10 protein-coding genes are annotated in these 14422 nt (G+C 71.8%); 9 read left to right on the top strand and 1 reads right to left on the bottom strand.

Annotation, left to right across the window (positions count from 1 at the left end; genetic code table 11):
• Positions 1-23: 23 nt before the first annotated feature.
• Positions 24-677: an HAD-IB family hydrolase gene (locus tag ABZT47_RS23555; RefSeq protein WP_354845791.1), complete on the top strand. Its 654-nt coding sequence runs from the start codon at positions 24-26 to the stop codon at positions 675-677.
• On the opposite strand, the gene car is transcribed toward ABZT47_RS23555, so the two are convergent.
• The gene (car, locus tag ABZT47_RS23550) at positions 674-4144 is read right to left on the bottom strand and encodes a carboxylic acid reductase (protein ID WP_354845788.1); all 3471 of its coding nucleotides are present in this window, start codon (positions 4142-4144) and stop codon (positions 674-676) included. The genes ABZT47_RS23555 and car overlap by 4 nt on opposite strands.
• A 238-nt stretch (positions 4145-4382) precedes the next feature.
• On the opposite strand from car, the gene ABZT47_RS23545 reads away from it, so the two are divergent.
• The 8 genes from ABZT47_RS23545 (at position 4383) to ABZT47_RS23510 (ending at position 14410) form a co-directional block, all read left to right on the top strand.
• Positions 4383-5399: a ParB N-terminal domain-containing protein gene (locus ABZT47_RS23545; RefSeq protein WP_354845785.1), complete on the top strand. Its 1017-nt coding sequence runs from the start codon at positions 4383-4385 to the stop codon at positions 5397-5399.
• A 29-nt stretch (positions 5400-5428) separates the two neighbouring features.
• Complete coding sequence (locus ABZT47_RS23540) at positions 5429-6265, top strand: 2-amino-3,7-dideoxy-D-threo-hept-6-ulosonate synthase (protein ID WP_354845782.1); 837 nt, start codon at positions 5429-5431, stop codon at positions 6263-6265.
• Between the two features lie 31 nt (positions 6266-6296).
• Positions 6297-7409 (top strand): 3-dehydroquinate synthase II family protein, encoded by a 1113-nt coding sequence (locus ABZT47_RS23535; RefSeq protein ID WP_354845779.1) that lies wholly within the window; start codon positions 6297-6299, stop codon positions 7407-7409.
• A 39-nt stretch (positions 7410-7448) separates the two neighbouring features.
• Positions 7449-8801 (top strand): aspartate kinase, encoded by a 1353-nt coding sequence (locus ABZT47_RS23530; protein WP_354845776.1) that lies wholly within the window; start codon positions 7449-7451, stop codon positions 8799-8801.
• A gap of 85 nt (positions 8802-8886) precedes the next feature.
• A complete protein-coding gene (locus ABZT47_RS23525) occupies positions 8887-10125 on the top strand; it encodes a cytochrome P450 (protein ID WP_354845773.1) in 1239 nt (412 codons plus the stop codon).
• Between the two features lie 26 nt (positions 10126-10151).
• Positions 10152-11330 carry an MFS transporter gene (locus tag ABZT47_RS23520; protein ID WP_354845770.1) on the top strand — a complete coding sequence of 393 codons (1179 nt, stop codon included), beginning with the start codon at positions 10152-10154 and terminating at the stop codon, positions 11328-11330.
• A gap of 24 nt (positions 11331-11354) precedes the next feature.
• Positions 11355-12887: a GMC family oxidoreductase N-terminal domain-containing protein gene (locus ABZT47_RS23515; RefSeq protein ID WP_354845767.1), complete on the top strand. Its 1533-nt coding sequence runs from the start codon at positions 11355-11357 to the stop codon at positions 12885-12887.
• Positions 12884-14410 carry an aldehyde dehydrogenase family protein gene (locus tag ABZT47_RS23510; protein WP_354845764.1) on the top strand — a complete coding sequence of 509 codons (1527 nt, stop codon included), beginning with the start codon at positions 12884-12886 and terminating at the stop codon, positions 14408-14410. Before ABZT47_RS23515 ends, ABZT47_RS23510 begins: the two co-directional genes overlap by 4 nt.
• The last annotated feature ends 12 nt before the right edge of the window (positions 14411-14422 follow it).

Genomic DNA, 14422 nt, shown 5'->3' with positions numbered 1-14422 from the left:
TTGGGGAGCCAAAAATGAACCGGGTGCGGATTCCTCTTCGGGTGGCCTTCTTCGATGTGGACGAGACGCTGCTGACCGCCAAGAGCATGGTCGAGTTCCTGCGGTACTGGCTGGGCCGTGACGACGCGAGGTTCCGTGCCGTCGTGGCCGAGCTGGGAGCGGTGGCCGAGCGGGAGGGCAGGGCCGCCGCGAATCGCGCATACTACCGGCTTTTCGCCGGCGTATCGAGTGCGGCGTTGACGGGGGCGGGCCGTCGCTGGTACGCGCGGCACCGTCGCGAGCCGGACGCCTTCGTGGGCTCCACCGCGGCGGCGCTCGCCGGACACCGGGCGGCCGGAGACCGGGTGGTGCTGGTCTCCGGCTCGTGCCGGGCGGTGCTCGATCCTCTGCTGGCGGACGTGGGCGGCGACGATGTGCTGTGCACGGAGCTCGTCGTCGGCGGCGACGGGCGGCTGACCGGCGAGGTGGCCAGGTCGATGATCGGCCCGGCCAAGTCCGATGCCGCCACGGAGCTGCTCCTGCGTCTTGGAGCGAGCCCCGCCGACTGCTTCGCGTACGGCGACCATGCCAGCGACCTGGACCTGTTGACGGCGGTCGGCAGCCCGCGGGTCGTCGGCGGCGACCCGGTGCTGGCCTCGTGGGCGGAGAAGCACGGCTGGCCCGTGCTGCCCGCCTAGAGCAGGCCCAGGTGCCGTAAGTCCGACACGTACTTCTCGATCAGCGTCCGGGACAGATGTGGAATGTCCCCCACGGCCTCCTGGAACCGTCCGGCGGGGAACGCCGAGCCGGCCCGGGGCGTCACGGGCTCCCGCCAGGCGCGCATCAGAGGGAGGAGTGAATGCCTCCGCTGGTTGTCCGGTAGGTCTCGCAGCGCGGCCTCGAACCGTTCGCACCATTCCTGGTAGTCATCGACGCGGCGGAGGACGACTCCGGAGCCGGCCAGCCAGTCGACGACGGTGTCCAGCGAGATGCCGTCGTCGTGCGGGTTGACCACGTTGAACGTGCGGTGTCCGGCCGGGCCGGCGCCGAGGGCCGCGACCGAGGCGGCGACGAAGTCCCCGGGCAGGCCGTCGTAGTGGGCCCGCCCCGCCTCGCCGCGATAGAACGACCCGGGCGCGATTCCGGTGGCGATCAGGCTCAGCACCAGGCGGGTGAAGGTGTCGGGGACGTTGAGCTGCCCGGTGTAGCGGCGATCCGCCAGGATCATGCCCGAGCGGAACACGGTCACCGGCAGCCCGCACAGCTCGTGCGCCTCCCGGAGCAGCACCTCGCCCGCCCACTTGCTGGTGGCGTAGCCACCGGCGTGGCCACCGTCGATCGGGCGCACGGGAGCCGCCTCGCGGATGTCCCGGTCCTCGCGCAGGACGCCGGTCGCGTGCGACGCGACGGCCACCGACGACAGGAAGCTCACCGGCTTGCGCCGGGTGTTGAGGGCCAGCCGAATGACCTCGGCCGTGCCGGCGACGTTGGGGCCGAACAGCTGCCGGTACGGCAGGACGTGGTTCACCAGCGCGGCCGCGTGCACGATGAGGTCCACCGTTCCGGCCAGCCGCCGCCAGGTCCGCTCGGACAGGCCCAGGTTGGGCGCGCCGATGTCCCCGGCCAGCACCTGCAACGCGCCGTGGCCGGTCAACTCGGCGAACCGCCGCTTGAGCTCGACGTCCCCGCTGTCCAGCGACTCCTCCAGCCGCTCGCGAGCGGCCGCGTCGTCGGCGCCGCGCACCAGGCAGATCAGGGTGCCGCCGCTCGGTGCCAGCCGCCGCAGCCACTCCAGGCACAGCAGACGGCCGAGATGGCCGTTGGCCCCGGTGAGCAGCACCGTGGCGGGGGCGCCGGCCGGCAGGGGCAGTGCCGGGGCCGCGGTCAGCGTCTCCTCGTCGATGAACGCGCCGAGCGCGAGTTCGTCGGCACGCACCGCGGTGGCCTCATCGCCGTGCACGCCGGCGAAGGTGGCGCGCCGCGCGGACGGCTCACGCAGCCGCTCGATCTGGCCGGCGATGTGGTCAAGGCCGTTGGCCGGGCCGAGCAGCGTCCCGACCGGGACCTCGGCGCCGAAGATCTCCTTGAGCAGGTTGGACAGCGACAGCGCCGTCAGCGAGTCTCCGCCCATGTCGGTGAAGCGCGTCGCCGGGCCGGCCTCGCCGGCGGAGGCTCCGAGCAGCGCCCGCACGGCGCGGCGGACGGTCTCCACGACCGGGCGGCTCTCGTCGTGCCGCAGACCGCGCAGGCCGTCGATCTGCTCCTCGGCCAGCTCGGCGTAACGCCGCTCCAGCCGTTCGCCGTAGTGCTCCTTCAACCGCGGACGCAGTTGCTTGGTGGAGTCGGACAGCAGTCCGTTCTCCTGGCTGAACGGCACCGTCTCGATGAGCAGATCGCGCGGGATCTCGTACGGCTTGAGGTCGGCGCGCTTGGCGATGTGCTGCAGCGACTCGTGGATCGCCGCCTTCAGCGCCGCCTCGTCGGAGGCCTGCTCCAGCGCCTCGGGAGTGGGCACCACCACGGCGAGCAGGTACGGGCGGGAGCTGTTGCCGTACAGGAAGACCTGCCGCAGCAGCGGACTGGCCACATAGACGGCCTCCAGCTTCGACAGCGCCACGAACTCACCCTGGGAGAGCTTGAGCACGTTCTTGCGCCGGTCGACGTAGTACAGCCGGTCGGGCTCGACCTCGGCCATGATGTCGCCGGTGCGGTAGTAGCCGTCGTCGTCGAAGACCTCGGCGGTGACCTCTGGACGCCGGTAGTAGCCGGGGGTGATCAGCTTGGTCCTCACCAGCAGCTCACCCCGCGGATGCGGCGTGTCGGTGGTGAAGTACCCGAGTTCCGGCACGTCGACGAGCTTGTAGTCGAGCACGAACGCCCGCTGCACGCGGTGGTCCAGCATGACGAGTCCGGTCTCGGTGGTGCCGTAGCTGTCGAAGAACGGAACATCCAGGCAGGACTCCACGAAAGCGGCCAACTCGGGCGCGAGCGGGGCCGAACCGCAGGGCGTGTGGATGACGCGGCCGCCGAGGACCACGTCACGGAAATGGCGCCGCAGCTCCTCGGCGTTCCCGGCGCCCGGCTGGTCGAGCCGGCTCAGGTAACTCTGGTAGAGCAGTTCGCAGACGCGCGGCACCATGGCGAACTCCGTCGGCCGGATCAGCGCGAGGTCCTCCAGCAGCGTGGACAGATTGCTGTCGGCCACGAAGTACGCGGTGCCGCCCAGCGCCAGCGTCTTGACCACCAGCCGCCTGGCGACGAGGTGGCTCTGCGGCAGGAAGTTCGCGCTGATCATCGGGTGGGGCTGCTCGGGCGGCCGCCACATCAGGGACACGGTGGACTCGGGGAAGATGACGCCCTTCGGAGTGCCCGTGCTGCCAGAGGTGTAGATCAGTGCGGACAGCACCTCCCTGGTGTCGTCGACCGGCGGCGGTTGCGGCGCGGGTGGCGAGGCGCTCCCGCGCTCGATGACCTCCGACAACGGCTCCAGCGAGATCGGCGAGCCGGTCTCGGCCAGCAACCGGCGCGCCTGCGCCACGCTCTCCCTGTGCTCGGCGAGCTCAGGGCAGTGGTCGAACACGATGAGCCGGACGACGGAGGTGTCCCCGGAAAGCGCTTCGAGCACCGTGCCCAGCCGCTCGGCGCTGGTGGCGAAGACGCGCGGAGCGGTCTCTTCGACCAGGTGGCGGATGTGGGCGACCGTGGCGGTGTTGTGCAGCGGCACGGCGACCGCGCCGACCTGGCCACAGGCCAGGTCCACGGTGGTGTAGTCGGTGCCGGCGAAGCCCAGGATCGCGACGAAGTCGCCGGCGCGCAGCGGGTGCTCGGCGTGGTGGTACCAGTCGGCGGCGACGGCGCTCAGCCGGGACCACAGCTCGCCGTAGGAGACGGTGTCGAACCGGGGCGGCCGCCGCAGCTCGGTGCGTCCGGCCACGGAGACGAACTCCTTGGCGCGCTCGGCGAGCGCGGGCCGGTCGGCGTACGCCGTCAAGGTCCGCTTCACGATCTCCGGCAGCCGCAGGCCGGGCTCGGCGGTGCTGTCGAAGACCTCTTTCAGCGGCATCTGGCCCGCGAGCTCCGGATCGGCCGCCAGCATCTCGACGCGCCGGGTGCGATTGGCCTCGAGCCGGGCGCGGGTGGTGTCGGCTCGCGAGTCGTTCCCCATGGTTACCCCCTCAGGCGACCGGGACCTTCTGGATGTGCGCGCGGCCGGCGTGGCAGCGGGCGTCGTGTGCAACCGGGGAGGCTCCTCGCTTGCACAGGCTGAAACATACCGTACCAAAGGTATGATCATGAGCCAGTTTCGTCCATTGTCCCAGGTAGAAAGCTTTCACCGAAAAATACCTTGTGTAAGGTATGGTTTTAGGTAAGAGTGCTCTCGAAGGGCACGACAGGCTTCGCCGATGACGAGGAGCGCCAACGTGGTGAGCGGGGATGTGATCACAAGCGAACGAGAGACGGGCGTCGGCCCCGAGGTCGGCTGGATCTCGATCACCGAGCTCGTCCTTTCCGACTCACCCCGATCCGCGGGTGAGGACGCCGAGCACGCGCGGGCTCTCGCCGAGGTGGACTCACAGGCGGAACTGCCGCCGATCGTCGTCCAGCGCGGCACCAACCGGGTCGTCGACGGGATGCACCGGGTGCGCGCCGCGCAGATGCGCGGAGAGCGGGAGATCCAGGCCCGCTTCTTCGACGGCGACGACGCCGGCGCCTTCGTGCTGGCGGTGCGGCTGAACGTTCAGCACGGGCTGCCGCTCTCGCTCGCCGACCGCAAGTCGGCCGCCCGGCGCATCCTGCGCGAGCACCCGGGCTGGTCCAACCGGGCGGTGGCCTCGGTCGCGGGGCTCTCCCCCAAGACCGTCGGCGCGTTGCGCGAGCAGTGCGGAGCGCCGGTGGCCGAGGTCAGGATCGGCCGGGACGGCCGGGTGCGCCCGGTCAGCGCGGCCTCCGGGCGCGAGCGCGCCAGGCAGATCCTGCTGCGCGACCCCACCTCCTCGCTGCGCACGGTGAGCGCCGCCGCCGGGGTGTCCCCCGGCACCGTGCGGGCCGTCCGGATGCAGATGACCGGGCAGGCCACCGCGGTGCTCCCCGAGCAGCGGGCCGCGTCGCCCAGGCACAACCCCGATCCACGGCGCGTCAGGGGCGCGGCTCCGCAGGGCGCCGGGCTGGACCGGACGGGCGCGATGCTGCGCGCGCTCCGCTCCGACCCGTCGCTGCGGTTCACCGAGTCCGGCCGGCTGCTGCTGAGCGTTCTGGCGGTGGCCGCCATGGACGGGCACACGCGGGAACGTCTCGTCGACGACCTGCCGGACCACTGCGTGGAATTCGTCGCCGCGCTCGCCGAGGCGAGCGGCCAGGCCTGGCGGGAACTCGCCGAACGCCTGGCGGAGCGACGGTGCGCGGCCGCCGATTCCGAATAGTTCCCGATCTGGAAATGGGGTGTTGACAGATGGCAGAAGCGTACGGCTGGTCCGGGAAGAATCTGCGTACCCAGCGGATTCTGCACTCGGCGTCCGGGACGACGTTCCTGGTCCCGCTCGATCATTCGCTGGCGGACGGCCCGGTGTCGAGCGCCGCCGATTTCGCCGGGCTGGTGGCGGCGATGGCCGCGAACGACGTGGACGGGATCATCGTCCACAAGGGGCGGGTCCGTTTCCTTCCCACCCGGCGGCTCGGCCGGCTGGCGCTGGTCGTGCACCTCAGCGGCAGCACCAGGCACGCGCCGGACGCCGACGCCAAGACCCTGGTCGGCGCCGTGGCCGAGGCCGTGGCGCTCGGCGCGGACGGGGTCAGCGTGCACATCAACCTCGGGTCGAGCAACGAGGCAGAGCAACTGGCCGACTTCGGCGGGGTCTCCGACCAGTGCGCCCGCTGGGGCGTCCCGCTACTCGCGATGATCTACCCGCGCGGCCCGCGCATCGCCGACCCGGCCGATCCGGCGCTGCTGGCGCACGCGGCGAACATCGCCGCCGACCTCGGCGCCGACATCGTGAAACTCCCGTTCACCGGCTCGCCCGACACGATGCGCGACGTCGTGCGGGCCAGCCCGATTCCGGTGGTGACCGCCGGCGGCGGCGTCATCGGGGACACCGGCAAGTTCCTCGACCAGATCGACTCAACGATGGAGTCCGGCGTGCTCGGAGTCGCGGTCGGGCGCAACATCTTCCGCGCCGCCGACCCCGGCCGGCTGGCCCGGTCGGTCGCCCAGCGCGTCCACGCCCGGCTCGGCTCCCGCAACCCCCTGACCGCCCTGGACCTGGCCCTGGCCGGCACGACCGTTGCCTGACGAAACTCAACTCACGACCGAAGGTGCGAACATGAAATCCGCATGGATCGATCTGCGCGGCCTGACCGCCGAACTCGCCACCGCCGTCATCGAAGAGAGCACTCACCTCGGCATCGGCGCCGTCGTGCTGGACGACCCCGAGCTCGCCGCGAAGGTCCCGCCGACCCTGGAGAAGGCCGCCGTCGTCACCGGCGAGACCCCCACCACCCTGATCGACCAGCTCGTCGACGTGGTCGACATCCTGATCGCCGACCACGGCATCGCCGAGAAGTTCGAGGGCGTCCGGCCCGGCCTGCGCAACGGCGTCCTGGTCAAGGTGCTGGGTGAGGAGACGCTGCAGCTCGCCTGCAAGATAGCGAACGAGTCGGAGCTGACCCTGGTCGAGTTCCGCCAGGACCCGAGCAAGATCCCGCTGGAGATCCTGCTGGCCGCCGCCGACAAGGCCAAGGGCCAGATCGTCACCGTCGTCGAGGACGTCGAGGACGCGATGGTCACCATCGGCGTCCTGGAGCGCGGCTCCGACGCGGTGCTGCTCGCCCCGCGGCGGGTCGGCGACGCCTCCGACCTGGTGCGCGTGTGCCAGGGCGAGGCCGAGACGCTGCAGCTCGAGCCGCTGGAGATCGTCAAGCTCACGCACCTGGGCCTCGGCGACCGGGTGTGCGTGGACACCTGCTCCCACATGCAGCCCAACGAGGGCATCCTGGTCGGCTCGTACTCGACCGGCCTGATGCTGGTCAGCAGCGAGACCCACCCGCTGCCGTACATGCCGACCCGCCCGTTCCGGGTGAACGCCGCCGCTCTCAGCTCCTACACCCTGACGCCCGGCAACCGCACCCGCTACCTGTCCGAGCTGCGCTGCGGCTCGGAGATCCTGGCCGTCAACACCGACGGCGGCGTGCGCCGGGTGATCGTGTGCCGGATCAAGATGGAGACCCGGCCGATGCTGCAGATCGAGGCACGCACCGCCGGTGGCGACGTGGTGAACATGGTCGGCCAGGACGACTGGCACGTGCGGGCGCTCGGCGCCGGCGGCAGCGTCCACAACTTCACCGAGCTGCGCCCCGGCGACCACATTCTCGGGCACACCATGACCGACCAGCGGCACGTCGGATACGCGATCCGTGAGTTCCTGCACGAGCAGTGAAGGCTCGAGCCGGCTCCGCTCTGAAGGAGAGTGCGCGAGATGGCGCTGATTGTGCAAAAGTACGGCGGAACCTCGGTCGCCACGCCCGAGAAGGTCATCGAGGCGGCGCGGCAGATCCTGGCGGCGCGGGCGGACGGACACCAGGTCGTCGCCGTCGTGTCCGCCATGGGCGGAACCACCGACAGGCTGCTCCACCTGGCTTCCTCGGTGTCCGACCAGCCGGATCCCGTCCAGCTCGACGCCCTGCTCAGCACGGGCGAGGCCGTGTCCGCCGCGCTGCTGTCGATGGCGCTGAACCGCCACGGCGCCGCGAGCAGGTCGTTCAGCGGCGCCGAGGCGGGCATCCTCACCGATGACCGCCACGGCCGGGCGACGATCCAGCAGGTGGATCCGCGCCGGCTCATGGAGGACCTCCGCAGGGGGGCGATCCCGGTCGTCGCGGGCTTCCAGGGCGAGGCGGGCGTCGCGGGACCCTGCACGACTCTGGGGCGCGGCGGCTCCGACACCACCGGCGTCGCCCTGGCCGCGGCGCTCGGCGCCGACCACTGCGAGATCGTCACCGATGTCGCGGGGGTCTACACCGCCGACCCGAGGAAGGTCACCGGCGCCCGGCGCCACACCACCCTGCTGTACGAGGAGATGGCCGAGCTCGCGGTGAGCGGGGCCAAGGTGCTCGCCGCGGACTCCGTGGACTACGCGCGGACCCACGGCGTCGACCTGAAGGTGCGCTCCAACCTCACCGCCTGCGGCCCGGAGACCTGGGTCGGATACCGCCGCCGCTGCACGGCGATGGCGGCCTCCGGCGGCGGCTCCTGGAGGCCCGCCGGGCTCGGCGAGGTCCCCGCGATCGCCGGGGTGGCCACCAGGACCGGTCTCGTGCGCTGCGTGCTGCGCCGGATCGCCGCCGATCACGCGGTGCGGATCCTGCGCGGACTCGCCGAACGCGAGCTGGAGGTCGAACTGCGCCGCTACGGCAACCTCGGGACCGAGGACGCCGGCGACCTCGCGATCACGCTGCCCGCGGAGAGCGTGGAGGAGGCGCGCGCGCTGCTGGCCGAGGCCGACCGGGGAGCCCGCCTGGACGAGGTGCACTGGACCTCGAACCTGGCGCGGCTGTCGGTCGTCGGCCTCGGGATAGGCCAGCTTCCCGGCTCGCCGCTGCGACTGCTCGAAGCACTGCGGTCGGTCGGCGCCGCGCGCACCGATCTGCTCGTCACCTCCAACAAGCTCAGCGTGCTGACCGGAGAGAGCGGCCTGGCCGAGGCGACCCAGAGCGTGCACGACACCTTCGTCCACGAACCCGCGGCGCACCGGTTGCCCACCCCTGACCTGTGGGCCACCGATCACAAGGAGCTGGGCGCCAGCGTGCCCGCGCTGGCGGCGGCCGACTGAACCGCGACCCATCACCGTGCCGGCCGGCCCGAAGCCGGCCGGCGCGGTGCCCGCCGGATGAGAAGCCACAAGGGGAGCGACCCCGATGACCAAGCCGACGTTCGATCCCACATCTGACAGCCAACTAGCCGACCCGTACCCGACGTACACGCGCATGCGCGACCAGTGCCCGGTGTTCCACGACGAGAAGACCGGCCTTTTCGTCGTCACACGGCACGAGGACGTCGTCCACGTGGCCCACGATCCGCGGACCTACTCCTCGGAGAGCGCGGTGAAGGCGACCACGGGACCGGAGGCCGACGAGGTCAAGCAGATCCTGGCCGAAGGCTGGTCGCTCACGCCCAACCTCACCGAGAGCGACGGCGAGGAGCACACCCGGCTGCGCACGGCGGTGAACCGGGTCTTCACGCCGCGGCGGGTGGCCGAGCTCGAACCCTTCATCACGGCGACCGGCGAAGAGCTGATCGACCGGTTCGCCACCACCGGTTCGACCGACATCATCGAGAACTACGCCTGGCCGCTGCCGCTGTCGGTCATGGCGCGCATCCTCGGCGTACCGGCCGGCGACGTGCCGCTGCTGCGGCAGTGGAGCCACAGCTGGCTGAAGCTGTCGGTCGGCGGCGGCGAGGTGGCGGAACGGGCCGAGTGCGCCCGCGACGTCATCGCCATGCAGAACTACGTGATGGCGATGCTGCTGGACCCGGGGCCGGCCGGCGACGGGCTCATCGCCTCGCTCGCGGCCGACCACGACGAGAACGACCTGGACGACGTCGAGCTCATGCGCATCGTGATGAACCTGATCATCGCGGGGCACGTCACGGTCACCCGGTCCATCGGCAACGGCCTGGTGAGCCTGCTGGAGAATCCGGACCAGCTCGCGGCGTTGCGCGAGGGTGAGGTGCCGCCCGAGGCGATGGTCGAGGAGATCCTGCGTTTCGAGTCCCCGGTCCAGGGGCTGTTCCGCACCGTCACCGCCGAGACCGAGCTCGCCGGCACCCGGCTGCGGCCCGGCGACCGCGTGATGGTGCACTTCGGCGCCGCCAACCGGGACGAGCGCGCACTCGCCGACCCCGCCGCCTTCGACATCAGGCCGAGGACCGGCCGCAAGATGCTGGCCTTCGGCCGCGGCATCCACACCTGCCTTGGAGCCGGGCTGGCCCGCCTCCAGTTGCGCATCGCCATTCCGCTGCTGTTCGACCGCCTGCCCGGACTGCGTCTGGGTCCCGCGGCCGCGCGCGGCCGCGAGCGGCTGCTGATCGCGCGCGGGTTCGACGAGCTCCACCTGCAATGGGACGTTTCACGAGTACAGGAGGCAAGACAGTGACTACGCAGGAACAGCAAGTCGCACCTGTGGCGGTCGAGAGGAACGCCGCGCTGGTCGGGACCCCGCTTCTGCTGGTGGGCGTCGCCCTGGCGGCGGCGAACCTGCGTCCCGCCATCACCAGCATCGGCCCGCTGCTGGAGGAGGTGCGCAGGTCGCTCGGCGCCTCCCTGCTCTGGGCGAGCGTGCTGACCGCCCTGCCCACCCTCTGCTTCGGCATCGCCGCCGCGGCGGCGCCGCTGGCGGCCCGCAAGCTCGGCCTGGCCCGTGCGGTCGGCGCCGGTCTGGTCGTGCTCACCGCCGGGCTGTTGCTGCGGGTCGTGGGCGGCCCGTGGGTGATGCTGGCCGGCACGTTCGTGGCGGCGGCCGGCATCGCCCTCGGCAACGTGCTCATCCCGGTCGTCGTCAAGCAGGCCTTTCCGCATCGGATTCCGCTGCTGACCACGGTCTACACCGTGGCCCTGATGGTCGGCGGCGGCGCGGGCGCCGCGGCGACCCCGTGGATGCAGGACCAGCTCGGCGGCTGGCGGGTCACCCTGGCCGCCTGGTCGCTGCTGTCCATCGGCGCGCTGCTGGTCTGGGTCGCCGGGACGCGCCGCACCGAGCAGGGCGGCGCGACCGCGGCCCTGCCGCAGGAGCGCAAGCTGCTGCTGCGCAGCCCGCTCGCCTGGCTGATCACCGGGTTCTTCGGACTGCAGGCGGCGGGCTCCTACGTCCTGATGGGCTGGGCCCCGGCCGTGTACACCGGCGCGGGCATCGGCAAGAACGAGTCGGGTCTGCTGCTGGCTCTGCTGGTCGTGGCGGCCCTGCCCGTCACGATGGTGGTCGTGCCCATGGCGATGCGCAGCCGCAGCCAGTCCTGGTGGATCGCCGGCCTCGTGGGCCTGGAGATCGCCGGCACGATCGGCATGCTCGTCGCGCCGACGACGATGCCGTGGCTGTGGTCGCTGCTGTGGGGAGCGGGCATGGGCGTGTTCCCGATCGCGCTCGGCCTGTTCGCGCTGCGCACCCGCACCGCGGCCGACACCGCCGGGATCTCCGCCATGGCGCAGGGCTTCGGCTACCTGATCGCCATCGGGGGCCCGTTCCTGTTCGGCATGCTGCACGGCAGCACGGGCGGCTGGGCCGTGCCGATGGTCATGCTCGCCGTGGTCTTCGCCGTGGACCTGGTGCTGGGGTTCATCGTCGGCCGGCCCCGGTACGTGTAGGACCGCGACGAGGGAGGAGCGATCATGACCTACGACGTCATCGTGATCGGCGGCGGTTCCGCCGGCTGCGTGCTGGCCAACCGGTTGAGCGCGAACCCGCGGCTGTCGGTTCTGCTCCTTGAGGCCGGGCCCGACTTCGCGACCACCGAGGAGCTGCCGGCGGACGTCGCCGACGCGACGTACGCACCGTACTCCTACGACTGGGGTTACCGATCGGTTCCGGACGAGTTCGGCAACCGGGTGCCGGTCCCCCGGGGCCGGATCATCGGCGGCTCCTCCTCCGTCAACGTCTGTGTGGCGATGCGCGCCCGGCCGTCCGACCATGACGCGTGGGCGTCCCTGGCCGGGCCCGCGTGGGGCTACCCGGAGATGCTCCCCTTCTACAAGGAGATGGAGCACTACCCCTACGGCGAGGAGAAGTTCCACGGCCTCGACGGGCCGTACCGCATCACCCAGAGCACGGCGGCCGACCTCGGTCCGCACGTCGCGGCGATGAGCGAGGCGTGCGGACGGCTCGGGTACCCGATGGTCGACGACTTCAACGCGCCGGGCGCGCCGGGCTTCGCGCACACCCCGCTCAGCGCGGCCGACGGCGTGCGGCTGAGCACGGCCATCGGCTACCTCAACCCGGTGCGCCACCGGCCGAACCTCACGGTGCGCGGTGACGTGCTGGTCGACCGGGTGCTGTTCCGGGGCGACCGGGCCCGCGGGGTCCGGCTCGCCTCGGGCGAGGAGATCGGCGCCGGGCACGTCGTGCTCAGCGCCGGCGCCTACAACACCCCGGTCATCGCCATGCGGTCCGGCATCGGAGACCGCGCCGAGCTCGCCTCGCACGGAATCGAGGTGGTGGCCGAGCTCCCGGGCGTGGGGCGCGGCCTCACCGAACACCCCGCCTTCTGGAACATCCACGTCGCCAGGCCGCCGCAGGAGGGGGCGCGGCAGATGTTCGGCAGCGTGCTCAGCGTCGCCACGGGACCGGGCGAGCCGGACTACGACGTGCAGATCCTGCCCTCCGCGGCGGTGCCGACCGAGAGCCTGCCCGCCATGATCGTTCCGCCGGTCGAGAACCACCCGACCGGCTGGGACATGGTCTTCTTCGTCTCCTGCGTCCAGCCCCGTTCGCGGGGCACCGTCCGGCTCGCCTCACGCGACCCGCAGGACGCGCCGGTCATCGACCTCGGGCTCTACACGGTCGCCGACGACGCCGAACGGGTCGCCGACGCGGTGCGCCTCGCCCGCACGATCGCCCGCACCCGGCCGCTCGCCGACCTGCTGGTGGAGGAGCGGGTGCCGGGTCCGGGCGTGAGCGACCAGGAGCTCGCGGAGGCGATACGCCGCGCGCCGGCGCACTACAACCACGGCAGCTCCACGATGCGGATGGGCTCGCACCGTGCTCCCGGCTCCGTCGTGGACACCAACGGCGCCGTGTACGGCGTCGAGGGACTCACCGTCGCGGACGCCTCGGTGTTCCCGGCGATGCCGCGCGTGGCCACCAACGTTCCGACCATCGTGATCGCCGAGCGGATCGCCTCGGTGCTGAAAGAGATGATGACATGACCACGACGTTCGACACCGCTCAGTTCGACACGGCCCAGCTCCTGCGCACGCGCTGGTCCTCGCAGGACGAGGCCGACCGGTTCACCGTGCACGACCCGGCGACCGGCAGGCCGCTCGCGGTCGTCCAGGGCGCCGGCGCCGAGGAGGTGGACCAGGCGGTCCGCGCCGCGTACGAGGCGCACTTCGCGTGGAAGGCCCGCACGCCGCGCGAACGCGGCAAGTGGCTGTGGAAGGTCGCCCAGGCCATCCGCGAGAACGCCGACGAGATCGCGGCGCTGGAGTCCAGCGACAACGGCAAGCCCTTCACCCAGGCGCGCAACTTCGACCTCGAAGGCGCGCCCACCATCTTCGAGATGTTCGCCGGCCTCTGCGAGGCGATCCCGAGCCAGGCGCGCGACTCGGGCAGCATGCTCGACATCACACTGCGCGAGCCCTTCGGCGTCATCGGCGCGATCATCCCGTTCAACTGGCCCCCGCTGCACACCGCCGGCAAGCTCGCCCCCGCGCTCGCGGCCGGCAACGCCGTGGTCATCAAGCCGCCGGAGCAGGCTCCGCTGTCGGTGATGCGGGTCGCCGAGATCGCCCAGTCCATTCTCCCCGACGACGTCGTGCACATCGTGCCCGGCACCGGCGCGGTCGGGGCGCGGCTCGCCGGGCACAAGCTCGTGGGCAAGGTCTCCTTCACCGGCGCGCCCGCCACCGGGCAGGCGGTGATCCGGACGGCCGCGGAGAACCTGACGCCGACCCTGCTGGAGCTCGGCGGCAAGAACGCCCTGGTGATCTTCGAGGACGCCGACCTCGACTCGGCCGTGCCGTGGGCGGTGGAGGGCGGCTACTTCAACCAGGGCGAGGCCTGCACCGCCGCCTCGCGCGTGCTGGTCCACGTCGACCGCTACGAGGAGGTCGTCCGCCGGCTCGCGGCCGCCGTCAAGCGGCTGAAGGTCGGCAACGGCGCGGACGCGGACACCCACGTCGGGCCGCTGGTCACCCCCGAGCAGCGGCAGCGCGTGCAGGAGTACCTCGAACTCGGCGTCCGCGAGGGCGCCACGATCGCGGCCCAGGCGGCGACGCCCACCGACCCCGAGCTGGCGGAGGGCTACTTCGTCCCGCCCACGCTGTTCACCGGCGTCACCCCGGACATGCGCATCGCCACGGAGGAGATCTTCGGCCCGGTCGTGTGCGTGATCCCCTTCCGTGACGAGGCCGAGGCGGTCCGCATCGCCAACGGCACCGAGTTCGGCCTGGTCGCCGGGGTGTTCACCCGCGACACCGAGCGCGCCATGCGCTTCAGCCGCGACCTGCGCGTCGGCATCGTCTTCGTCAACCACTACAACCGCTCGTTCACCGGCACCCCCTTCGGCGGCGTGGGCGCCAGCGGATACGGCCGCGAGCACGCCATCGAGACGCTGCAGGAATACAGCTACGCCCGCAGCCTGCGCCTGCCTTCCGGCCGCGGCGAGATCCCGCGCTGGGCGCCGTCGGTCGAGGTCGTCACCGGAGACCGAACCGACACGCGGTCCTGATGTCGCCGCTTG

Source organism: Sphaerisporangium sp. NPDC005289 (genome assembly GCF_040607455.1).
Lineage (GTDB): Bacteria > Actinomycetota > Actinomycetes > Streptosporangiales > Streptosporangiaceae > Sphaerisporangium > Sphaerisporangium rhizosphaerae.
The sequence above is the reverse complement of the archived record's forward strand: the minus strand, read 5'-3'. Positions and strand labels throughout refer to the sequence as shown.